We start from the raw sequence: 21,666 nt of genomic DNA, 5'->3' as shown, positions 1-21,666 counted from the left end.
AGATGCGTAAGTGATTGCGTAGGGTTGAACCCGTTGGCGCGTTTCTGTTTGCGTCTGGGTTGAAGCAAGTATCGGCGTTTGATTATGTTGCGACTAGCCTGCAATCACTATCTTCTTTTTAAACAAATGGTTTAGAATCAGCCCATGGAAACCATGACCAGCATCGAATGCTTCGTCGCTGCGGCCAATGCCGGCAGCTTTTCGGCGGCAGCCCGCCAGCTAGGCCTGACGTCGGCCGCGGTCGGCAAGAACGTGGCCAGGCTGGAATCTTCATTGGGGGTGCGCCTGTTCCACCGCAGCACCCGCAAGCTGTCGCTGACCGAGGCGGGCGAACGCTTCCTGCAGGAGGTGGCCGGCGGCCTGCAGGCCATCCGCAGCGCCGTGGCCAACCTGGCCAGCGCCGGCGGGCAGCCGGCGGGCACGCTCAAGGTCAGCATGGGAACGGGGTTCGGGCGCCAGTACATCCTGCCCTTGCTGGGGGAATTCCTGGGCCGCTATCCGGGCATTCAGCCGGACTGGCATTTCGAGAATCGCCCGGTGGATCTGATCACGGAAGGATTCGATGCCGCCATTGCCGGCGGTACCGAACTCTCGCCCGGGGTGGTGGCGCGCGAACTGGCGCCGGCACACCGGGTATTGCTGGCTTCGCCGGCCTATCTGGAGACGCACCCGGCGCTGCGCTCGCCGGCCGATCTGGCCGACCATGCCGGCGTGCTGATCCGCTCGCCGCAGACCGGGCGCATCCGCCCGTTCTCGCTGCGCGACCGCCATGGCCAACAGGCGCCGGTGACCTTGCAACAACGGATGACCATGAGCGACGCCAACGCCGCCTGCGAGGTGGCCGAGGCCGGACTGGGCATCACCCTGGTCTCGATGCCGCATGCCCTGATCTACCTGGATCGCGGCACCCTGGTGCGGGTATTGCCGGACTGGTACGTCGATACCGGCATGCTGTCGCTGTATTTCACGGCGGCACGGCTGTTGCCGGCCAAGACCCGGGTCTTCGTCGATTTCGTGGTGGAACATTTCCGCCAGCAGCGGCTGGCGCAGCGCTTCAACGCACTGGGCTGAAGATCGCCCTCACGCCTTGCCCTGCCGGGTGGCGCGCATGCCGCCGCCAATATTGCTGCCGGCATCGTGCGACAGACCACGGTAGCCGATCACCGAGACCAGCGTCACCAGGCCGGCCATTGCGAAGGCCCACTGGAAGTCGCCCAGCGTAAAGTGGGCGCCGCTGGCGTCCACCTCTTCCCCGCGCAGATAGGCCGCCACGCGCAAGGCCAGCGCGCCAAAGGCGATGCCCATGCCGATGGTCATCTGCTGCGCCACGCTCCAGAGCGTGCTGGCGGAGGATTTGCGGGCATCGCTGATGTCGGCATAGGCCAGCGTGGCGAGCGTGGAAAACTGCATCGAGCGCGACAGGCCGTAACAGAAGATCACCCCCAGGATCACCGGCAAGGGCGTGCCCGGCGTGAGCAGGCCGCAGGCAATGATGAGACAACCGGCGATGGCCGCATTGTTCAGCGCCACGCTGCGGAAACCAAAACGCTGCAGGATGCGCGTGGTGAATGCCTTCATGCCCAGGTTGCCCAAGGCGGTCGCCAGCAGCAACAGCCCCGACTGGAACGCCGTGAGGCCGAAACCGATCTGGAACATCAGGGGCATCAGGTAAGGCACCGCATCCACACCGATGCGCGTGAGCGAACCGGTCAGCACGGTCACCGAATAGGTCGGAATGCGCAGATTGGAAAAGTCCAGCAGCGGATGTTCGATGCGCTGCATATGCCACCAGGCGCACCCGCCCAGCACCACCCCCAGGGCCACGAAGCCCAGCGCCACCTTGATGTTGGATTCCATGTGGCTGGCGATCTCGGTGCCATACAGCAGCGAGGTCAGCGCCGCGCCCGAGAGCAGGAAGCCAATCAGGTCCAGCGGCCGCCGGCTGTGGCCATGCTCGTTGCGCACCACCGTCATCACCGCGATGAAAGCGGCGATACCGAACGGCACATTCATCAGGAAGATCCAGTGCCACGAGGCATAGGTGGTGATAAAGCCACCGATGGATGGCCCCACCACCGGCGCCACGATGGCCGGCCAGGTGATGGTGGCGATGGCCTTCATCAACCGCTCCTTGCCGGTGCTGCGTACCACGATCATGCGTCCGACCGGCACCATCATGGCCCCGCCCAATCCCTGCAAGACCCGCGCCGCCGTGAATTGCCAGACATTCTCCGAATACCCGCACAGGATGGACGCCAGGGTGAAGATGACGATGGCCATGCCGAACACGGTACGCGACCCGAAGCGGTCCGCCACCCATCCACTGATGGGAATGAACACCGCCAGCGTGAGCATATAGGCGGTCATGCCCAGGCTCAGTTCGTTGGGACCGACACCGAAGGACTGAGCCATCTGCGGCAAGGCCGTGGCGATGATGGTGGTGTCCAGGTACTCCATGAAGAAGGTCGCCGCCACGATGTAGGGCAACATGCGCACGCGCGCGTCCGGCAAGCTGTTGTCGTTGGTTCCCACGTCCTCTATCCCTGTCTGCTGGTCCGACATGCGAAACGCCGGCATGTGCCGGCGCTTCTTTTCGAAATTATTTATATCATTTACAAAACCGGCCCTGCATCAATAGAACCTCAGCACATGCATCAGTACCTGGATCACGATGATGCCGCCGATCAGCCCGCCGCCAAAATAGACGATCACCCCGAGCAACATGTTGGTGCGACGCTGCTCGGCAAGGAGCTTGCGCATCAGTTCGGTATTCTGCGGCTGGCCTTCGCCGTTGGTGTAGCGGGTCAACGCCTGATGTGCCAGACGCGGCAGCTCGGGCAGCAGACGGCTGTAGCGCGGCACCTCGACCTTCAATTGCTCGACGAAACCACGCCAGCCGATCTGCTCGCTCATCCAGCGTTCCAGATAGGGCTTGGCAGTCTTCCACAAGTCCAGGTCGGGATCGAGCTGGCGGCCCAGGCCTTCGACGTTGAGCAGGGTCTTCTGCAGCAGCACCAGTTGCGGCTGCACCTCGACATTGAAACGGCGCGAGGTCTGGAACAGGCGCAGCAGCACCTGGCCGAAGGAAATGTCCTTCAGCGGACGATCGAAGATGGGCTCGCAGCAGGCGCGCACGGCCGCTTCCAGTTCATCGACGCGGGTATCCTTGGGCGCCCAGCCGGATTCGATGTGGGCCTCGGCCACGCGCTTGTAGTCGCGACGGAAGAAGGCCAGGAAATTCTGCGACAGGTAATCCTTGTCGAAATCGTTGAGCGTGCCGACGATGCCGAAGTCCAGTGCGATGTAGCGACCGAAGGTCTCCGGCGCCACCGAGACCAGGATATTGCCGGGGTGCATGTCGGCATGGAAGAAGCCATCGCGGAACACCTGGGTGAAGAAGATCTCCACGCCGTCCCGCGACAGCTTGGACAGGTCCACCCCTTCCGCACGTAGGCGCTCGGTCTGCGAGATGGGGATGCCATGCATGCGCTCCATCACGATCACCGAGGGCGAGCAGTAATCCCAGTACATCTCCGGCACCATCAGCAGCGTGGATTCGGCGAAGTTGCGGCGCAGCTGGCTGGCGTTGGCGGCTTCGCGCATCAGGTCCAGTTCGTCGTGCAGGTACTTGTCGAACTCGCCCACGACTTCCTTGGCCTTGAGGCGGCGGCCATCCGCCCACAGACGCTCCAGCCAGTCGGCGGCCACGTGCATGAGGCCGATGTCGTGGTCGATGATGTCGCGCATGCCGGGGCGCAACACCTTGACCGCGACTTCCTTGCCATCCTTCAGGGTGGCGAAGTGGACCTGGGCAATCGAGGCCGAGGCCACCGGGGTGCGTTCGAAGCTGGCGAAGAGTTGGTCGGGATGGGCGCCCAGCGATTTCTCGATCTGCCTGACGGCCAGTTCGGATTCGAACGGTGGCACGCGGTCCTGCAGCAGCGTGAGTTCGTTGGCGATGTCGGGCGGCATCAGGTCGCGCCGGGTCGACAGCACCTGGCCGAACTTGATGAAGATGGGACCCAGGTCTTCCAGTGCGCGACGCAAGCGCTCGCCGCGTGGCGCGGACAGGTCGCGCCAGAAGAAGATGCGGTTGACGATGCGGGCGAAGCGCGGCGGCGCGAATTCGGAGGCGACGATTTCATCCAGGCCATAGAGAATGGCGACGCGGATGATCTTGAGCAGACGCATGGAACGCAGCAGCATTTAGCGACGCTCCAGTTTCTCGATGCGCTTGGACAGACGTTCCAGGTCATCGCGCAGGCGCACGACGTCGGCAGAAAAGTCCTGCAGCTGGCGGGGGCGGATCAGCATCGGTTGTTCTTCCAGGAAATACTCGGCCAGGTTTTCGGTCAGCTTGCGCTGGGTGGTGCGGGCAGCCTCGAACAGGCCGCGCGCGCCGGAGACGATGCGAGTGGCGGCGACATCGCCGACCACGCGTGACAGGTCATCCTCGGCATCCCAGCGCAGCTTCTGGCTCAGTTGCGAAATGGCATTGGCAAAATCGGCATCGCCCTCCAGCTTGACGTAGGACACCGCGCGTTCGCGGTTGGCGGCGAGCAGCGGCAGGTCCGACAGTTTCAGGCGGATGGTGACATTGGCCGGCGCGTCGGCGGGGACATCCTGCAGGTAGCCGTCACCGGCCACCTTCAGGCGCAACTGCATGACGCCGGTATCGATGCAGGCGACCTTGCCGGCATGGGTGATGAGGGTATTGCGCGCCCACGGCTCCTGCGCCAGCAGATGGTTGATCACCGCCGCAGCGGGTTTCATCGGGTCGAGGGCCAGGGTGGACGGGTCGGGCAGCACGGACATGGGTTCCAGAGACGGGTTGAGCCGGGGACAGCAATAAGAACGCGGAAGCGGCGAAGAATTCACCAATATTCAGCTCCGCAAAAACAAAACCGCCCGATCAAGCGGGCGGTCTCAAGTGTAACAGCTTGGCGCACCGGCAAGGTCCACGCACCGCGTGTTCCTTGATCCAGCGCCGCCCGGCGCCGCTACACCTGCTGGATACCGGCCAGCACCCAGCCGCCGCTGCCGTTGAGCGGCTTGGACAGGTTCCAGATCTCGGCGAAGGGCTCGGCCGAGGCGTCCGGAGCTTCCTTGATCAGCCCCTGGAAGCGCACGGTGGCGAGGTAATCGAAGGCCATGGTCTCGATGCCCAGCAGTTCGGCATCCAGCTGCACGACATCGGTGGCATTGGGCGCGGCGCCGCGTTCGGTGAGCTGCATGCGCAGTTCGGCGAACATTTCGGGCGTGGTGAATTCACGGATGTCATTGGCATCGGCGCGATCCCAGGCGGCTTGCAAACGGATGAAGTAGGTCTTGGCATTGCGTACGAAACCGGCAGTGTCGAAGCCCTCAGGGATGCCCCAGTGCTGGATCTGCGCGGGTTGACCAGTGCCACCGTAGCCACCCTGGCCGCTGCCTTGCAGCGCGGCCGGGGAGTTGCCGGGGGCGGCTGGCGGCGGGTTGATGTCACGCAGGCCCGAGCCGATTTCTGGTGTCGCACCGGCGGCGCTGCCGATGGGGCTCACGCCCGGCATCGGCGTGGCATAGGCCGGATTGCTGTTCTGCGCCTCGCGCCCACGGGCAAACATGCGGATCAGGAAGATCACCGCCGCGCACAGCAAGGCGATGGTCAACAGAGAACCCAGCATGCCACCCAGCGCTCCGCCGATGCCGAAGTGCGACATCAGCGCGCCCAGGCCGAAGCCCAGCAAGGCGCCGCCCAGCACGTTGCGCCAGGGGCTGGCAGGCTTGGGCAGGGGGGCGCTTTGCGGCGTGGCAGCTGGCGTCGCGGGCCGATACGGCGTGGCGGCAGGCTGACTGTATGAGGGCGAAGACGGTGCCGCCTGGCGCGAATAATTGGACGATTGCTTGCCAAAGGAACCACCGCCGCCCAGGCGCTTGGCCTCGGCCGGTGACGTGAGCAGGGCTAGCGAAGTCATCGCCAGCAACAGTGCGAGCAGGAATTTTTTCATGGCTTACCTCTTGTGGATGTTGCCGTCAGTGCGGGATGCCGGAGCGCAAAGCAGATTGGCGATCCGACAGGATCATTGTCACCCGGCAAAATTAAGCCAGCCTTAATGCCGGGCCACGCCAGGTCAGCCGCTGCCCGCCTGGCTTACATCTTGATGCCGGTATGCAGCGCGGCCACGCCGGCGGTCAGGTTGAAATACTGCACGCGCTCCAGACCGACCTGTTCCATCATCTGCTTCAGGGTTTCCTGGTCGGGATGCATGCGGATCGATTCGGCCAGGTAGCGATAGCTGTCGGCGTCGTTGGCGACCTTCTTGCCCAGCCACGGCAGGACCGAGAAGGAGTACACGTCGTAGGGCTTCTTCAGCGGCTCCCAGACCTTGGAGAATTCCAGCACCAGCAGCTTGCCACCGGGTTTCAGCACACGGCGCATCTCGGCCAGGGCGGCATCCTTGTGGGTCATGTTGCGCAGGCCGAAGGCCACCGAGACGCGGTCGAAATAGTTGTCCGGGAAGGGCAGCTTCTCGGCGTCGCACAGCATGGTGGGGGTGACGATGCCCTTGTCGAGCAGGCGGTCGCGGCCCACGCGCAGCATGGATTCGTTGATGTCGGTCAGCCAGACTTCGCCGCTGGGACCGGCCTGCTTGGCGAAGGCCTTGGACAGGTCACCGGTGCCACCGGCAATATCAAGTACCTTGAAGCCGGGGCGGATACCGGCCTGGGCGATGGTGAAAGCCTTCCAGATGCGATGCAGGCCAGCCGACATGAAGTCGTTCATCACGTCGTACTTGGCGGCGACGGAGTGGAACACTTCCGCGACCTTGCGGACCTTCTCTTCTTCTTTGACGGTTTCGTAACCGAAATGGGTGGTGTTGGTCATGGCTAGGCCTGTAACGTTGAAGACGACATTATAAGAGACCGGCCACGCTGCGGTTTGCCCTGGATCAGCATGGCCTTGCAGTGTTCAGTGCGAGTGGCCGCAGCCGTGACCACCTGCGGCCTCGGCCTGATGGTCGCGCCCGCTCTCGCGGGTGAAGCCGGCCGCTTCCAGTTTCTGCAGATAGGTTTCCCACATTGCGGACTGGTCACGGCCGAGCTGGTAGAGATAATCCCAGGTGAAGATACCGCTGGCATGGCCGTCCGAGAACAGCGGTTTGACGCCGTAGTTGCCGACCGGTTCGATGCCGTTGATCTCGACCTCGCGCTTGCCGGTCTGCAGCACTTCCTGGCCGGGACCATGGCCGCGTACTTCGGCCGAGGGGGAATACACGCGCATGAGCTCGAAGGGCAGCGAAAACATCACGCCATCATCGAACTCGACCTCCACCACGCGCGAGAGCTTGCGCACCTTGAAGGACACCGGAACCGGAGAAGTCTGGGCGCTCATGGGCTATCCCTTGTGAAATGTGTGAAATCGGTGAGAGGAGAAATGACGCTGGCAGGCTTGCAGCATCACCCATCCGCGACATCTGTGACAGCGGCCGCACCCGGACGCGATGGATCACGCCCGGCGCGACAAAGCCAGCGCAATCAGGCCGTCAAACCCGCCGCATCCAACTGCCGGCGCACGGCTTCGCGCAGTTGCGGCAGCAAGGCGCGACGCGCGGCAAGGCTGGCGACATCGGCCGACCGGCGTGGCTCGGCCCATACCGGACTGGGGAAATGACGATCATCGAGGAAGCGCGGGATCACATGCCAGTGCACGTGCGGGGTCATGTTGCCCAGCGTGGCCAGGTTGACCTTCTCGGGTTGCATGACTTCGCGCTGCGCCGCTTCCACCGCCCAGACGGCGTTGGCCATGCGCGTGCGCTGGGCCGGTGCCAGGTCGGTCATTTCCTTGACGTGGGTGTTGCAGATCACGCGGCAGAAACCGGGGTAATCCGGCTCATCGACCAGCACCACCCGGAACTCCGGATGGCGCCACAGCACTTCGCCGCCGTCACCGGCGCACAGTTCGCATGCAGGGGTCTGGCTCATCATGGGCTCCCGTGCTTACACCAGGATGCGTTCGATGCCGCCATTGTTGGCGCGCTCGACGTATTCCGGCATCCAGTTCTCGCCCAGCAGGTGACGCGCCATCTCGACCACGATGTAGTCGGCAGTGGTGCCGGCATCCTCGTTGTAGCGCGACAGGCCCTGGAAGCAGGACGGGCAGGAGGTCAGGATCTTGACGTCGCCGGTGAAACCATCGGCGCGCACCTTGTCGCTGCCCTTCTTCATTTCCTCTTCCTTGCGGAAGCGGACCTGGGTCGAGACATCCGGACGCGACACGCCGAAGGTACCCGACTCGCCGCAGCAGCGGTCGTTCTTCTCGATCTTCTGCGCATCCACCGTGGTGATGAGCGAGTTGACCGTCTTCAGCGGGTCCTGCAGCTTCATCGGGGTGTGGCAGGGATCGTGGTACATGTAGCGGGTACCGGTCACGCCTTCCAGCTTGACGCCCTTTTCCAGCAGGTATTCGTGGATGTCGATGATGCGGCAGCCGGGGAAGATCTTCTCGAATTCATAGCCCTGCAACTGGTCGTAGCAGGTACCGCAGGAGACCACGACGGTCTTGATGTCGAGGTAGTTCAGGGTGTTGGCCATGCGATGGAACAGCACGCGGTTGTCGGTGATGATCTTCTCGCCCTTGGCGAAGTCGCCGGTGCCGCGTTGCGGATAACCGCAGCACAGGTAACCCGGCGGCAGCACCGTCTGCACGCCCACGTTCCACAGCATCGCCTGAGTGGCCAGGCCGACCTGCGAGAACAGGCGCTCCGAGCCGCAGCCGGGGAAGTAGAACACCGCCTCGGTATCGGCCGTGGTGGTCTTGGGATTGCGGATGATGGGGACGATCTTGTCGTCCTCGATATCCAGCAAGGCACGCGCGGTCTTCTTGGGCAGGTTGCCCGGCATCTTCTTGTTGATGAAGTGGATCACCTGCTCCTTGATCGGCGCCTTGCCGACCGTGGCTGCAGGTTTCTGGGTCTGCTTCTTGGCCAGCTTCTTCAACAGGTCATTGCCCAGGCGCTGCGCCTTGAAGCCCCACTGCGTCATCACCTTGCGGGTGGCGTTGATGGTGGCCGGGTCGGTGGCGTTCAGGAAGAACATGGCCGCATTGGTGCCGGCATTGAAGGACTTCTTGCCCATCTTGCGCAGCAGGTTGCGCATGTTCATCGAGACATCGCCGAAGTCGATATCGACCGGGCAAGGCGTGACGCACTTGTGGCAGACCGTGCAGTGGTCGGCCACGTCCTCGAACTCTTCCCAATGCTTGATGGAGACCCCGCGACGGGTCTGCTCTTCATAGAGGAAGGCTTCCACCAGCAGCGAGGTCGCCAGGATCTTGTTGCGCGGTGAGTACAGCAGGTTGGCGCGCGGTACGTGGGTCGAGCAGACCGGCTTGCACTTGCCGCAGCGCAGGCAGTCCTTGACGCTGCTGGCAATGGCACCGATGTCGCTCTGCTGCATGATCAGCGATTCGTGACCCATCAGGCCGAAGGACGGCGTATAGGCATTGCGCAGGTCGGCTTCCATGCCGGGCAGGTCCAGCAGCTTGCCCTTGTTGAAGCGACCTTCCGGATCCACGCGCTTCTTGTAGTCACGGAACTCGCCGATCTCGTCCTCGGTCAGGAATTCCAGCTTGGTGATGCCGATGCCGTGCTCACCCGAGATGACGCCATCCAGCGAACGCGCCAGCTTCATGATGCGGGCCACGGCGACGTGGGCATCCTGCAGCATTTCGTAGTGGTCGGAATTGACCGGGATGTTGGTGTGCACGTTGCCATCGCCCGCGTGCATGTGCAGCGCCACGAAGACCCGGCCACGCAGCACGCGCTTGTGGATGGCCTGGCATTCTTCCAGGATCAGCTTGAAGGCCGCACCCGAGAAGATCTGGCGCAGTTGCGCGCGCACTTCCTGCTTCCAGGAGATGCGCACGGTGCGGTCCTGCACCACGTGGAAGACGGCGGCTCCGGGCTGGTCGAGCAGGCGTTGCTCAAAGACCGGCAGCATCTTCTCCAGGCCCAGTGCAGCCAGTTCGGCCTTGGCCTCGGTCAGCGGCTTGTCCAGGTTGGCCAGCAGATAGGACCAGCGTGCGTGGGTCTGCTCCAGCAGGGTTTCAGCCTGGTGGACGCGGTCTTCCAGCATTTCGGCGGCGGGGATGTCGTCACCCTCGGCGTCGTCGCTCTTGCCCAGCGGCAGGTTGCCCTTGACGAAGAAGCTGTCCAGTTCGGCCAGCAGTTGCAGCTTGTTCTTGATCGACAGTTCGATGTTGATGCGCTCGATGCCGTCGGTGTATTCGCCCATGCGGTTCAGCGGGATCACCACGTCTTCGTTGATCTTGAAGGCGTTGGTGTGCTTGGCGATGGCGGCGGTGCGCGAACGGTCCAGCCAGAATTTCTTGCGCGCTTCCGGGCTGACGGCGACAAAGCCCTCACCCACGCGGTTGTTGGCCATGCGGATCACTTCCGAAGCGGCAGCGGCCACGGCGTTTTCGTCGTCACCGACGATGTCGCCGATCAGCACCATCTTGGGCAGCACGCCGCGCTTGGACTTGGTAGCATAGCCAACCGCGCGCAGGTAGCGCTCGTCCAGGTGTTCCAGGCCGGCCAGGATGGCGCCGCCCTTCTTGGTCTCGGCGTCGAGGTAATCCTTGATCTCGACGATCGAGGGAATCGCATCGCGCGCCTGGCCGAAGAACTCCAGGCAGACCGTGCGGGTCTGCTTGGGCATCTTGTGCAGGATCCAGCGGGCCGAGGTGATCAGGCCGTCGCAACCTTCCTTCTGCACGCCGGGCAGGCCCGAGAGGAACTTGTCGGTGACGTCCTTGCCCAGACCTTCCTTGCGGAATTTCTTGCCGGAGATTTCCAGGATCTCGGTCTTGAAGACTTCGGTCTTCTGGCCCTTTTCGCCGGGGTGCGACCATTCCAGCTTGAAGCGCGCCACTTCGACGTCGTGGATCTTGCCCAGGTTGTGGTCCAGACGGGTCACTTCCAGCCAGTCGCCTTGCGGATCGACCATGCGCCAGCTGGCCAGGTTATCCAGGGCGGTACCCCACAGCACGGCCTTCTTGCCGCCGGCATTCATGGCGACGTTGCCGCCGATGCAGGAAGCTTCGGCCGAGGTCGGGTCCACCGCGAAGACGAAACCGGCCTTTTCAGCCGCATCCGAGACGCGCTTGGTGACCACGCCGGCACCCGAGTAGATGGTGGCGTAGGGCTTGTCCAGGCCGGGCAGGATTTCCATCTCCACCGCGCCCAGCTGTTCCAGCTTTTCGGTATTGATGACGGCCGACAGCGGCGTCAGCGGAATGGCGCCGCCGGTATAGCCGGTGCCGCCGCCACGCGGGATGATGGTCAGGCCCAGTTCGATACAGGCCTTGACCAGGCCGGCCATCTCGTCTTCGGTGTCCGGGGTCAGCACCACGAAGGGGTACTCGACGCGCCAGTCGGTGGCGTCGGTGACGTGGGAGACGCGCGAGAGACCGTCGAACTTGATGTTGTCCTTGGCCGTATAACGACCCAGTACCTTGTTGGCGCGCTTGCGCAAATCATAGGTCTGACGGAATTCCTCGGCGAAGTCGGCGATGGCCTTCTTGGCCGCCTTCAGCAGGGCTTCCACGCTGGCGCTGCGGCGCTGGGCTTCGGCGTCGCCGGCTTCGGCCAGATCGGTGGCCAGGCGGCGCTTGTCCACTTCGTTCAAGCGATGGTTGAGCGCCTCGATCAGCGCAGCGCGGCGCTTGGGGTTGTCCAGCAGGTCATCCTGCAGGTAGGGATTGCGGCGGACCACCCAGATATCACCCAGGACTTCATATAGCATGCGCGCCGAGCGACCGGTCTGGCGCTTGCCGCGCAGCTCGTCCAGCAGGGACCAGGACGCTTCGCCCAACAACCGGATCACGATCTCGCGATCTGAGAAGGAGGTGTAGTTGTAGGGGATTTCGCGCAAGCGCGGAGGCGTGGCGCCGTGCGGCGCGTCTGTAAGCAAGGCCTGGATCTGTGCGGGGGCGTTCATCTATGTATGAGGTCAATCTGCTGCCGGAGGAGCATTTTAGCCTATTGGCAAAACTCGCGACGGGATGGGCCGGTTTTGGGGAGCGACCGGACGACGTTTGCAGGGGCGCCTGGCGGAGGAAAAGCAATAGCCAGGCTCAATTGAATTTATAAATACAATAAATTTCAACAAATCAATTGAATAAATCTATACTTCGTTCAGACCTCAGGTGAACATTCCTGAACCAATACCAGAGAGGCGGCTCCCATGTTGCAAGCACTGATGACGGAATTCCTGGAAAACCTGGCCATTACCCTGGCCGACTATGCCCAATGCAAGGCGTGAGGAAGAGATCATGAACACAATGAACACCGCGACAACCTTCAGTGACACCGGCCTTTACCTGAAGCTCAAGACACGCCACCTGGCGGTACTGGGCGTGACGGCCACCTTCCTGGCCATCCGCGTGGTGGAAGGCCTGCTGCCAGCCTTGAGTGCCTGAGTTGACCGCGTGAGCGCTTGCTCCGGCCAGCCAGACGGCACCTTCGGGTGCCGTTTCCATTTGCGTTATCGCTGACCTATCGACCCAGGGCCCGGATCACGCCAGCCAACTCCCCAGCTTGTGCCAGAAGCCGTCCGGAACATTCAACAGCAGCCAGGTCATCAGTACATAGCGGATGAACTTGCCGATGGCCATGTACACCACCGAGGGCCAGAACGGCAGGCGCAGCCAGCCGGCCAGGGTACAGATGGGGTCGCCGATGCCGGGCAGCCAGGCCAGCAGCATGGTCTTGGCGCCAAACCTCTCCAGCCAGTGGAACCAGCGCGAGGAACGCTCCTTGGCGAAGGCCTGCTTGGCGCCATAGCCCATCCAGTAGTCGACGATGCCGCCCAGGGTATTGCCCAGCGTGGCCACCAGGATCACCGGCCAGAACATCTCCGGACTGGCCTTGATGACGGCGAACACCGCCGGTTCCGAGCCCAGTGGCAACAGGGTGGCGGAGATGAAGCTGATCAGGAAGACCGACGTCAGGCCGACCGTGGGGATAGCGAGGATATTGAGCAGCCAGAGGACGGCGGATTCGATCATGCAGACGGGGGGTAGATTGAAGGCTGGCCGCGGCCAGGCGGAATGTGTTGCGAAACTTGCCATCCATCAAGCCCGGTCGAATGGCGCAGCGTGCATTCTAGCTGGTGCCATCGGGGCTGAATTCAAGAACTGAAGAAAGATTCACCCCCACCCGGAACTTCTCCCCCGGCTTGCCGGTGCCCTGCCCTGCGCCGGTGGGCTCCTTTATAATGTCCAGTTCCCCTGGACCGGAGCGGCTACCGCTCTCCGCGCCCAGGAGGAATCCCGACCGGCTTACCGAGCCGCTTTTTCCCTTTGCCTGATTGCGATATGACCGCGCCTGAACCCGCTGCTGCTCGCCTGACCTCACTTCACTGAAGACCGACATGAGTAACGATTATCTGAAAAAAATCCTGACTGCCCGCGTCTATGACGTCGCCCAAGAAACCCCGCTGGAACTGGCGAACACGCTGTCGCAAAGGATTGATAATCGAATTTACTTCAAGCGCGAAGACATGCAGAGCGTGTTCAGCTTCAAGCTGCGCGGCGCCTACAACAAGATGGCCCACCTGACGCCGGCGCAACTCAAGCGCGGCGTCATCTGCGCCTCCGCCGGCAACCACGCCCAGGGCGTGGCACTGTCGGCCGCCCGCCTGGGCTGCCGCGCCGTGATCGTGATGCCCACCACCACCCCGCAGGTCAAGATCGACGCCGTCAAGGCGCGGGGCGGCGAAGTGGTGCTCTTCGGCGACTCCTTCACGGACGCCTATGAACACGCGCTGACGCTGGAAAAGAAGCAGAAGCTGACCTTCGTGCATCCCTTCGACGATCCGTATGTGATCGCCGGCCAGGGGACGGTGGGCATGGAAATCCTGCGCCAGCACCCGGACCCGATCCACGCCATCTTCGTGGCCATCGGCGGTGGCGGCCTGATCGCCGGTGTGGCCTCCTACGTCAAGGCAGTGCGCCCGGACATCAAGATCATCGGCGTGCAGACCACCGACTCCGACGCCATGGCCCGCAGCCTCAAGGCCGGTCGCCGCGTGGCCCTGCCGGACGTGGGCCTGTTCTCGGACGGTACGGCCGTCAAGCTGGTCGGTGAAGAAACCTTCCGCATCGCCAAGGAACTGGTGGACGAGATCATCATCGTCGATACCGATGCTGTCTGTACCGCCATCAAGGACATCTTCCAGGACACCCGCAGCATCGTGGAGCCGGCCGGTGCACTGGCCGTGGCCGGCGCCAAGGCCTACGTGGAGCGCGCGCGTGCCAGCAAGAAGCCGATCAAGGGCGAGTCGCTCATCACCATCGCCTGCGGCGCCAACATGAACTTTGACCGCCTGCGCTTCGTGGCCGAGATGGCCGATGCCGGCGAGGCCCGCGAAGCCGTCTTTGCCGTCACCATCCCGGAAGAACGCGGCAGCTTCCGCCGCTTCTGCGAGACTGTCGGCCCGCGCAACGTGACCGAGTTCAACTACCGCATCAGCGATGACAAGGCCGCGCACGTCTTCGTCGGCATCCAGGTCTCGGCCGCCGACGAGGCCGGCAAGATCGCCCGCAACTTCGAGAAGGCCGGCTTCGGCGTGCTGGACCTGACCCACGATGAACTGGCCAAGGTCCACATCCGTCACCTGGTTGGCGGCAAAAGTGAACTTGCCAGCGACGAACTGCTGTATCGCTTCGAATTCCCGGAGCGCCCGGGTGCGCTGATGAAATTCCTCTCCAGCATGAACCCGGGCTGGAACATCAGCCTGTTCCACTACCGCAACCAGGGTGGTGATGTCGGCCGCATCTTGATCGGCTTGCAGGTACCCAAGAAGGAGATGAAGGAGTTCCGCGCCTTCCTGGCGCAACTGGGCTATCGTCACTGGGACGAAACCAGGAACCCGCTGTACAAGCTGTTCCTCGGCTAGCACCGCTGGCCGCGCCCCACCCGGGCGCGGCCACGGCAATACCGAACGTCATCGTCAGCCAAGGCTGGCATCGCAGGAGCCTCACCATGAACCACACCACCCCGCCCGCCTCGACCGTCGCCACCACCGGCCATTCGCCGGAAAGCTCGCCCCTGGGCAAGAGCTCGGAATATCCCACCCATTACGATCCGACCCTGCTGTTCCCCATCCCGCGCGCGCCCAAGCGCGCCGAATTGCAGATCAGCGGCACCCTGCCCTTCTTCGGCGTCGATATCTGGACCGCCTATGAAATCTCCTGGCTGAACCTGCGCGGCAAGCCGCAGATCGCCATCGCTACCTTCATGGTGCCGGCCGATTCGCCCAACATCATCGAATCGAAGTCCTTCAAGCTGTACCTGAATTCGTTCAACCAGGAGCGCCTGGAAAGTGCCGACCGACTGGTGGAAAAGCTGCGCACCGACCTCTCTGCTGCCGCGGGCGCGGGGGTGCAGGTGATGCTGACCGAATCGTCGCAGTTCGGCCAGTTGCAGTTCGGCGAACTGGCCGGCCTGTCGCTGGACCGCCTGGATGTGGAAATCGAACCCGCCAGCGGCGGCGCCCACCCCGACGGCAGCCAACTACGCGCCAACCACGAGGAAGCCCTGGTCGAGGAAACCCTGGTCTCGCACCTGCTCAAGTCCAATTGCCCGGTGACCAGCCAGCCGGACTGGGGCAGCGTACAGATCCACTATGTGGGCGCGCCGATCGACCAGGAACGGCTGCTGAAATACATCATCGGATTCCGCGAGCACAACGAATTCCACGAGCAATGCGTGGAACGCATCTTCAGCGACATCCTGCGCTACTGCAAACCGCAGAAGCTGGCCGTCTATGCGCGCTACACGCGACGCGGCGGCCTGGACATCAATCCCTGGCGCAGCAACTTCTCCAGCGCCAAACCACCCTCGCAATTGCGTAACGCCCGTCAATAAGGCGGCGCCACTGGACCCGCCCATCGGCTGCCAGTTGTAAAAACAACGTCAGTAAATTGTTACCGGATCTTGCCACGCAAGCACTTGCCTCCTTTAAGGGACAGGCGGCGTAACCAAGGTTTGGTAACATTTTCCGTTTTACAACAATGCAGATGAAGGGATATTTTTTCCTTCATGTCTGTCCACTCATATGTGCATGAGCTTGCCAATCAGGCAGCGCCTTCGCACACCCGATCTTTCTTCAACCCCGTGCTACCACGTTCCAGCTCCGCGCCCCGGAGTCATGGGACTTCTGCTTTACGTCCACAATAACGATGACAACCACCACCCCACTGCGGCCTGCGACCGCTTCTGAACTTCGCGCTGCCCCTGCCCGTCGCACCCTGTGTCGCGCCGCGTTTGTCGCGGCTGCCACCCTCGCGCTGGTGCCGGCGGCCCACGCCGAAGACAACCAGTACAGCCTGTGGCAACAGACCAAGGACCACGCCGCCCACATCTGGGACCAGGGCGACAGCGCCATCTACCTGTCCGGCGTGGCCCACCACGGCCGCAGCACCTATACCCCGCAGAAGCTGGATGAGCTCAATGAACACGCCTGGGGCCTGGGCTACGGCAAGACCCTGCGCAACGAAAGCGGCAATGATGAGTCCCTGTATGGATTCGTGATCAAGGACTCGCACCGCCATCCGCAATACATGGCCGGTTATGCCTATGAATGGGTGTTTCCGATTGCCAAGACCGGCCTGGAAGTGGGCCTGGGCGGCACTGCCATGCTCATGAGCCGGCAGGATTACTTCCACAGCGTTCCCTTCCCGGTACCGTTGCCGCTGGCCTCCATCGGCACCCAGAAGGGCAAGATCATGTTTGCCTACGTGCCACGCCTGTCCTCCAACAAGAACAACGGCGACGTGTTGCTGATCTTTGGCCGTATCGAGATGTAATTCGATTTGTCATTCGAGATATCATTGCCGGTGATGCGATGACCGATGAGCGGGGCGGTGATGGATAAATCACCAACCCTCATCGGCACTGGGGTCGGCAAAAATATTTCCACCTATCTCTACAAAAGTCGTACCTTGGGGCAAATCTGCTCTATCCGCCCGAAATCACCTGCTGTTCGGCGCTTTCAAAGCGTTCCTCCGGGTCCAAAGAGGCCTATAATCCTGCTCAAAGCTTCAGCCCGTGGCAATTCCTTGAGCGTCATGACTAATCTCGCAAAAATCCTGTCTCCAGAAAATGTGGTTCTGGATCTGGAAGTCTCCAGCAAAAAAAGAGCCTTCGAACAAGCCGGCCTGACTTTCGAAAACAACAGCGGCATCGCCCGCTCCACCGTTTCCGAAAACCTGTTTGCCCGTGAGCGTCTCGGTTCCACCGGACTGGGTCACGGCGTGGCCGTGCCGCACGGGCGTATCAAGGGCCTGAAGGCGCCGCTGGCGCTGTTCATGCGGCTGGCTGCACCGATCCCCTTCGAATCGCCCGACGGCCAGCCGGTCAAGCTGCTGATCTTCCTGCTCATTCCTGACAACGTGACGCAACAGCACCTGGAAATCCTCTCGGAAATCGCCGAGATGTTTTCCGACGACGCGTTCCGCAACGAGCTCGCCGTCGAAGCCGACCCTGCCGTAGTGCATGCACGCATCGTGACCTGGCAGACCTCGATGGAGAAGGCCGGCTGATCAGCCCGGCCGCTCCCGCTCGCCGCCCACCCGCCAGCAGACCAGACCGGATCTACATGCCCACTTATTCCGCGTTGTCGATACAGCAGCTTTACGAAGAAAACCGTGAATCCCTGCAATTGGGCTGGTTTGCCGGCTTCCCCGGCGGCGAACGCCTCATTTCCGGCGACGCCGTTTCGGCCTCCGACCAGGTGGGCCACCTGAACCTGATCCACCCGGGCCGCCTGCAGGTCTTCGGCCACCAGGAAATCGAATACTACAATCGCCTCTCCAACACCTCGCGCGCCTACCAGACCGCCGAGCTGGTGGCCGGCGAACCGCCGGCTTTCATCATCGCGCAGGGTCTCTCGACGCCGCCCGATCTGCTGGCGGTATGCGACGAAAAGAATATCCCGTTGTTCTCCACCCCGCTGCCGGCGGCGCAGGTGATCGACTACCTGCGGGTGTACCTGTCCAAGAAACTGGCGCAGCAGATCACCATGCATGGCGTATTCATGGACGTGCTGGGCGTGGGTGTGCTGATCACCGGCGAATCCGGCCTGGGTAAGAGCGAGCTGGGGCTGGAACTGATTTCGCGCAGCCACGGCCTGGTGGCTGACGATGCCGTGGAGTTCGCCCGCATCGCGCCTAACATGATCGAGGGGCGCTGCCCGCCGCTGCTGCAGAACCTGCTCGAAGTGCGCGGACTTGGGCTGCTGGACATCAAGGCGATCTTCGGTGAGACCGCGGTGCGCCGCAAGATGCGCCTGAAGCTCATCGTGCACCTGGTCCGCCGCAGCACGCTGGAAGAAAACTACGAACGCCTGCCGCTGGATGCGCAGTATGAAGAAGTGCTGGGCCTGCCGATCCGCAAGGTGGTCATTCCCGTGGCGGCCGGCCGCAACATCGCGGTGCTGCTGGAAGCCGCCGTGCGCAATACCATCCTGCAGTTGCGCGGCATCGATACCCTCAAGGAATTCATCGAACGCCAGCGACGGGCAATGAACGGCGAATAGGCAGCGCGACGACGACGCACCAGCACCAGCCCGCCAGCAAGCCTTTCCCGCCGTTCGGGAAAGGCCATCCCCTCCCACGAATCGACGCCCCATGCGTTATGATTGCCGCCATGAGAATCGTTCTGATCACCGGCATCTCCGGCTCCGGCAAATCGGTGGCACTCCATGTGCTGGAAGACGCCGGCTATTTCTGCGTCGACAATCTTCCACCCTCGTTGCTGTGCGACCTGGTGCAAACCCGCATCAAGGAAGGCGCCAGCATGCTGGCCGTGGCTACCGATGCGCGCAGCGCCGATTCCCTGGCCACCCTGCGCACCGACATCGAGACCCTGCGCGCCGAGGGACATGACGTCAAGGTCTTCTTCCTGACCGCCTCTGACGATACGCTCATCACCCGCTTCTCCGAAACCCGCCGCAGCCATCCGCTGTCGCACCGGCTGCTGCCCGGCCGCAATCCGGCCGACCGCCTCACGCTCACCGAATGCATTGCGCTGGAAAAGGAAATGCTGGGCGACATGCAGGACATCGGCCTGGTCATGGATACCTCGCAGCTGAGCTCCAACAAGCTGCGTCGCTGGATCAAGGAACTGGTGGACCTGGAACGCTCGCCGCTGACGCTGCAGATCGAGTCCTTCGGCTTCAAGCACGGCCTGCCGCTGGACGCCGATCTGGTGTTCGACGTGCGCATGCTGCCCAATCCCCACTACGATGCCGAATTGCGTCCACTGACCGGACGCGATGCACCGGTCATCGAATTCCTGACGGCCTATCCCGAGGTGGCCGACATGTTCAACGACATCCGTGGCTTCGTGGAGAAATGGCTGCCGGCCTTCAAGGATGACAACCGCAGCTACCTCACCGTGGCCATCGGCTGCACCGGCGGTCAGCACCGTTCGGTCTATCTGGTCGAATTGCTGGCCAGCCACTTCCGCGCCACCGAGCAGGTGGTGAGCCGGCACCGCCAGTTGAACTGATCGCCCGGGCCGGCGCCGCCGGCTACACCACCGAGAGCAGGTCCCGCGTCCCCAGCACGCCCAGCAACAGCTTCTTGACCGGCGCCGGCAACGGCGCATCGGCCAGCCTGTGGGCGGGATACCAGACCAGTCCGCGCTCGGCGATGGCCTGGCTGCGACTGCTCAGCGCCACCTGGAAGGGCGCCACGTGCAGCTTGAAGTGGGTAAAGACATGCGAGAACGGCTGCAGCTTGCGGCAGCCTTCCAGCTCGCCGTAGGGCGCCACCAGGGTGCGCACGGCGGTATCGAAGCGCGCCGCATCGGCCACGCCGATCTCCGGCAGCGACAGCAGGCCGCCCCAGATGCCACTGTCGGGCCGCTGTTCCAGCAAGACATCCTCGCCATGGGTGATGACCAGCATCACGGTTTCCTTTTCAGGAACCGCCTTCCTGGGCTTGCTCACCGGCAGTTCCGCCACCCGGTCCTGGGCCAGGGCCACGCAGCGCCCGGCCAGCGGGCAGCGCTCGCAGGCGGGCTTGCCGCGCACGCACAGGGTGGCGCCGAGGTCCATCAGGCCCTGGGTATAGGATTCGATATCCTGTTGCGGCAGGAGCGCCACGGCACGCAACCAGAGCTTGTCTTCGACCGGCTTGGCGCCCGGATAGCCATCGACCCCGAACACCCGCGCAAAGACGCGCTTGACGTTGCCATCCAGGATGGCGGCGCGGCGGCCATAGGAAAAGGCCGCAATCGCCGCCGCCGTGGAACGGCCGATGCCGGGCAGGTCGGCCAGCAGTTCGGGATCCTCCGGAAAGCGTCCACCGTATTCGGCCACCACGCGCTGCGCGCACTTGTGCAGGTTGCGCGCACGGGTGTAGTAGCCCAGCCCGCTCCAGAGCGCCATCACATCCTCCGACGGAGCTGCGGCCAGCGAGAAGACATCCGGGCAGCGCTCCAGGAAGCGCTGGTAATACGGGATCACGGCCGCCACCTGGGTCTGCTGCAGCATGATTTCCGAGAGCCAGACGCGATAGGCGTCGCGGGTGTTCTGCCAGGGCAGCTTGTGGCGACCGTGCTGTTTCTGCCACGCGATCACCTGAGCCGAGAAGGAGGAATCTTCATATTCCGACATATCACCGGCAGCAGCCTTGCCCCGTGATTCGACAATACCCTTCATTTCTGGCAACTCACGCAATAAAAAGTGGAACGCTGCCCCTGCTTGATCTGGCGGATCGGCGTGGCGCAGATGCGGCAGGCCTCGCCGGTGCGGTTATAGACGAAGTAACTCTGCTGGAAATAACCCGACTGGCCATTGACGGCAATGAAGTCGCGCAGCGTGCTGCCGCCCTGCTCGATGGCCGCGGCCAGCGTTTCACGGATGGCCTCGGCCAGGCGCTCGTAGCGCGCCAGGCTGATCTTGTAGGCCGGCGTCCTGGGATTGATGCGCGCCTTGAACAGGCTCTCGGACGCGTAGATATTGCCCACCCCCACCACGATGTCGCCGGCCAGCAATACCTGCTTGATCGGCGCGCTGCGGCCACGGGTCTGCTTGAACAGCTCGCGGGCGCTGAACTTGTCTTCCAGCGGCTCCAGCCCCAGGCTGCGCAGCAGCAGGTGTTCCTCGACGGCGCCATCGGCGATGTCATGCCAGAGAATCGCGCCGAAGCGGCGCGGATCGGTCATGCGCATGACCTGGCCGCCCACTTCCAGATCGAAATGATCATGCTTTTGCGGCGCGATGCCCGGCGGCAGGATGCGCAGGTGACCGGACATGCCCAGGTGCACGATCAGGGTGCCGTGGTCGAAATGGATCAGGAGGTATTTGCCGCGACGTCCGGTACGCCGGATCACCCGCCCCGCCAGCAGGCCCTGCAAGCCCGTCGGGAACGGCCAGCGCAGGCCGGTGTGACGCAGGACGACGCCGCTGACGGTCTGGCCTTCGAGATAGGGCGCGACCCCGCGACGGGTGACTTCGACTTCTGGTAATTCTGGCATCGGCTGGCGGATAAGGGAGGACGGGCGTGAAGCTGCATATGATAATGCAGATGCCGAAAACAAGACCTGAAGCCGCAGGTGCAACCTGCGCAGGGAAGCTTGTCAAAGATGGATTACACTGCGCTGTCAGCAAAGC

At 63.0% G+C, this 21,666-nt stretch carries 19 protein-coding genes; 8 read left to right on the top strand and 11 right to left on the bottom strand.

Annotated features, from left to right (window positions below; translation table 11 throughout):
* Window positions 1-144 precede the first annotated feature (144 nt).
* Entirely contained in the window at window positions 145-1,071 is a 927-nt protein-coding gene (locus tag HWE04_RS18270) for a LysR family transcriptional regulator (RefSeq protein WP_241813298.1), read from the top strand.
* A gap of 9 nt (window positions 1,072-1,080) precedes the next feature.
* Here the strand turns inward: HWE04_RS18270 and HWE04_RS18265 are convergent, their stop codons facing one another.
* The 8 genes from HWE04_RS18265 to HWE04_RS18230 form a co-directional block, all read right to left on the bottom strand.
* A complete protein-coding gene (locus HWE04_RS18265; RefSeq protein WP_006465106.1) occupies window positions 1,081-2,577 on the bottom strand; it encodes an MFS transporter in 1,497 nt (498 codons plus the stop codon).
* A gap of 54 nt (window positions 2,578-2,631) precedes the next feature.
* Window positions 2,632-4,206, bottom strand: a complete 1,575-nt coding sequence (gene ubiB, locus HWE04_RS18260; protein WP_006465107.1) for a ubiquinone biosynthesis regulatory protein kinase UbiB — start codon at window positions 4,204-4,206, stop codon at window positions 2,632-2,634.
* Window positions 4,207-4,815, bottom strand: a complete 609-nt coding sequence (locus HWE04_RS18255; protein WP_241813297.1) for a ubiquinone biosynthesis accessory factor UbiJ — start codon at window positions 4,813-4,815, stop codon at window positions 4,207-4,209.
* Window positions 4,816-5,000: 185 nt separating this feature from the next.
* Window positions 5,001-5,987: a Tim44 domain-containing protein gene (locus HWE04_RS18250; protein ID WP_241813296.1), complete on the bottom strand. Its 987-nt coding sequence runs from the start codon at window positions 5,985-5,987 to the stop codon at window positions 5,001-5,003.
* A gap of 143 nt (window positions 5,988-6,130) precedes the next feature.
* Window positions 6,131-6,865 (bottom strand): bifunctional demethylmenaquinone methyltransferase/2-methoxy-6-polyprenyl-1,4-benzoquinol methylase UbiE, encoded by a 735-nt coding sequence (ubiE, locus tag HWE04_RS18245; RefSeq protein ID WP_077235934.1) that lies wholly within the window; start codon window positions 6,863-6,865, stop codon window positions 6,131-6,133.
* An 84-nt stretch (window positions 6,866-6,949) separates the two neighbouring features.
* On the bottom strand, window positions 6,950-7,372 hold the full coding sequence (locus tag HWE04_RS18240; RefSeq protein ID WP_006465111.1) for a gamma-butyrobetaine hydroxylase-like domain-containing protein: 423 nt from the start codon (window positions 7,370-7,372) through the stop codon (window positions 6,950-6,952).
* Between the two features lie 143 nt (window positions 7,373-7,515).
* Window positions 7,516-7,962 carry an HIT family protein gene (locus HWE04_RS18235; protein WP_241813305.1) on the bottom strand — a complete coding sequence of 149 codons (447 nt, stop codon included), beginning with the start codon at window positions 7,960-7,962 and terminating at the stop codon, window positions 7,516-7,518.
* Window positions 7,963-7,977: 15 nt separating this feature from the next.
* Entirely contained in the window at window positions 7,978-11,979 is a 4,002-nt protein-coding gene (locus HWE04_RS18230; protein ID WP_077235937.1) for a DUF3683 domain-containing protein, read from the bottom strand.
* Between the two features lie 334 nt (window positions 11,980-12,313).
* Between HWE04_RS18230 and HWE04_RS18225 the strand changes: the two genes are divergently transcribed.
* On the top strand, window positions 12,314-12,460 hold the full coding sequence (locus tag HWE04_RS18225; RefSeq protein WP_166758461.1) for a hypothetical protein: 147 nt from the start codon (window positions 12,314-12,316) through the stop codon (window positions 12,458-12,460).
* A gap of 96 nt (window positions 12,461-12,556) precedes the next feature.
* Here the strand turns inward: HWE04_RS18225 and HWE04_RS18220 are convergent, their stop codons facing one another.
* Window positions 12,557-13,048 (bottom strand): YqaA family protein, encoded by a 492-nt coding sequence (locus tag HWE04_RS18220; protein ID WP_006465114.1) that lies wholly within the window; start codon window positions 13,046-13,048, stop codon window positions 12,557-12,559.
* A gap of 353 nt (window positions 13,049-13,401) precedes the next feature.
* Here HWE04_RS18220 and ilvA point away from each other — a divergent pair, with 353 nt between their 5' ends.
* From ilvA to rapZ, 6 genes are all read left to right on the top strand, one after another.
* A complete protein-coding gene (gene ilvA, locus HWE04_RS18215) occupies window positions 13,402-14,940 on the top strand; it encodes a threonine ammonia-lyase, biosynthetic (RefSeq protein ID WP_255411916.1) in 1,539 nt (512 codons plus the stop codon).
* A gap of 86 nt (window positions 14,941-15,026) precedes the next feature.
* Window positions 15,027-15,911 (top strand): NADPH-dependent 7-cyano-7-deazaguanine reductase QueF, encoded by an 885-nt coding sequence (queF, locus tag HWE04_RS18210; RefSeq protein WP_241813295.1) that lies wholly within the window; start codon window positions 15,027-15,029, stop codon window positions 15,909-15,911.
* A gap of 314 nt (window positions 15,912-16,225) precedes the next feature.
* Window positions 16,226-16,852, top strand: coding sequence for a hypothetical protein (locus HWE04_RS18205; protein WP_241813294.1), 627 nt, complete (start codon window positions 16,226-16,228; stop codon window positions 16,850-16,852).
* A gap of 261 nt (window positions 16,853-17,113) precedes the next feature.
* Entirely contained in the window at window positions 17,114-17,587 is a 474-nt protein-coding gene (locus HWE04_RS18200; protein ID WP_039876855.1) for a PTS sugar transporter subunit IIA, read from the top strand.
* 56 nt (window positions 17,588-17,643) lie between these two features.
* Window positions 17,644-18,582: an HPr(Ser) kinase/phosphatase gene (hprK, locus tag HWE04_RS18195; RefSeq protein WP_006465120.1), complete on the top strand. Its 939-nt coding sequence runs from the start codon at window positions 17,644-17,646 to the stop codon at window positions 18,580-18,582.
* A gap of 110 nt (window positions 18,583-18,692) precedes the next feature.
* On the top strand, window positions 18,693-19,556 hold the full coding sequence (gene rapZ, locus HWE04_RS18190; RefSeq protein WP_241813293.1) for an RNase adapter RapZ: 864 nt from the start codon (window positions 18,693-18,695) through the stop codon (window positions 19,554-19,556).
* A gap of 22 nt (window positions 19,557-19,578) precedes the next feature.
* On the opposite strand, the gene mutY is transcribed toward rapZ, so the two are convergent.
* Complete coding sequence (mutY, locus tag HWE04_RS18185; RefSeq protein ID WP_241813292.1) at window positions 19,579-20,712, bottom strand: A/G-specific adenine glycosylase; 1,134 nt, start codon at window positions 20,710-20,712, stop codon at window positions 19,579-19,581.
* Complete coding sequence (gene mutM / locus HWE04_RS18180; protein WP_006465123.1) at window positions 20,709-21,530, bottom strand: bifunctional DNA-formamidopyrimidine glycosylase/DNA-(apurinic or apyrimidinic site) lyase; 822 nt, start codon at window positions 21,528-21,530, stop codon at window positions 20,709-20,711. The genes mutY and mutM overlap by 4 nt, the downstream gene beginning before the upstream one ends.
* Between the last annotated feature and the right edge of the window lie 136 nt (window positions 21,531-21,666).

Origin of the sequence: Herbaspirillum sp. C7C2, from assembly GCF_022627865.1 — a bacterium.
GTDB lineage: Bacteria > Pseudomonadota > Gammaproteobacteria > Burkholderiales > Burkholderiaceae_D > Herbaspirillum > Herbaspirillum frisingense.
This window is presented reverse-complemented; position numbering and strand designations above follow the sequence as displayed.

What these genes read in the sequence shown, in the direction of transcription:
- HWE04_RS18270 (WP_241813298.1), top strand. Translation starts at nt 145, where the DNA reads ATGGAAACCATGACCAGCATCGAATGCTTCGTCGCTGCGGCCAATGCC.
- HWE04_RS18265 (WP_006465106.1), bottom strand. Translation starts at nt 2,577, where the DNA reads ATGCCGGCGTTTCGCATGTCGGACCAGCAGACAGGGATAGAGGACGTG.
- ubiB (WP_006465107.1), bottom strand. Translation starts at nt 4,206, where the DNA reads ATGCTGCTGCGTTCCATGCGTCTGCTCAAGATCATCCGCGTCGCCATT.
- HWE04_RS18255 (WP_241813297.1), bottom strand. Translation starts at nt 4,815, where the DNA reads ATGTCCGTGCTGCCCGACCCGTCCACCCTGGCCCTCGACCCGATGAAA.
- HWE04_RS18250 (WP_241813296.1), bottom strand. Translation starts at nt 5,987, where the DNA reads ATGAAAAAATTCCTGCTCGCACTGTTGCTGGCGATGACTTCGCTAGCC.
- ubiE (WP_077235934.1), bottom strand. Translation starts at nt 6,865, where the DNA reads ATGACCAACACCACCCATTTCGGTTACGAAACCGTCAAAGAAGAAGAG.
- HWE04_RS18240 (WP_006465111.1), bottom strand. Translation starts at nt 7,372, where the DNA reads ATGAGCGCCCAGACTTCTCCGGTTCCGGTGTCCTTCAAGGTGCGCAAG.
- HWE04_RS18235 (WP_241813305.1), bottom strand. Translation starts at nt 7,962, where the DNA reads ATGAGCCAGACCCCTGCATGCGAACTGTGCGCCGGTGACGGCGGCGAA.
- HWE04_RS18230 (WP_077235937.1), bottom strand. Translation starts at nt 11,979, where the DNA reads ATGAACGCCCCCGCACAGATCCAGGCCTTGCTTACAGACGCGCCGCAC.
- HWE04_RS18225 (WP_166758461.1), top strand. Translation starts at nt 12,314, where the DNA reads ATGAACACAATGAACACCGCGACAACCTTCAGTGACACCGGCCTTTAC.
- HWE04_RS18220 (WP_006465114.1), bottom strand. Translation starts at nt 13,048, where the DNA reads ATGATCGAATCCGCCGTCCTCTGGCTGCTCAATATCCTCGCTATCCCC.
- queF (WP_241813295.1), top strand. Translation starts at nt 15,027, where the DNA reads ATGAACCACACCACCCCGCCCGCCTCGACCGTCGCCACCACCGGCCAT.
- HWE04_RS18205 (WP_241813294.1), top strand. Translation starts at nt 16,226, where the DNA reads ATGACAACCACCACCCCACTGCGGCCTGCGACCGCTTCTGAACTTCGC.
- HWE04_RS18200 (WP_039876855.1), top strand. Translation starts at nt 17,114, where the DNA reads ATGACTAATCTCGCAAAAATCCTGTCTCCAGAAAATGTGGTTCTGGAT.
- hprK (WP_006465120.1), top strand. Translation starts at nt 17,644, where the DNA reads ATGCCCACTTATTCCGCGTTGTCGATACAGCAGCTTTACGAAGAAAAC.
- rapZ (WP_241813293.1), top strand. Translation starts at nt 18,693, where the DNA reads ATGAGAATCGTTCTGATCACCGGCATCTCCGGCTCCGGCAAATCGGTG.
- mutY (WP_241813292.1), bottom strand. Translation starts at nt 20,712, where the DNA reads ATGAAGGGTATTGTCGAATCACGGGGCAAGGCTGCTGCCGGTGATATG.
- mutM (WP_006465123.1), bottom strand. Translation starts at nt 21,530, where the DNA reads ATGCCAGAATTACCAGAAGTCGAAGTCACCCGTCGCGGGGTCGCGCCC.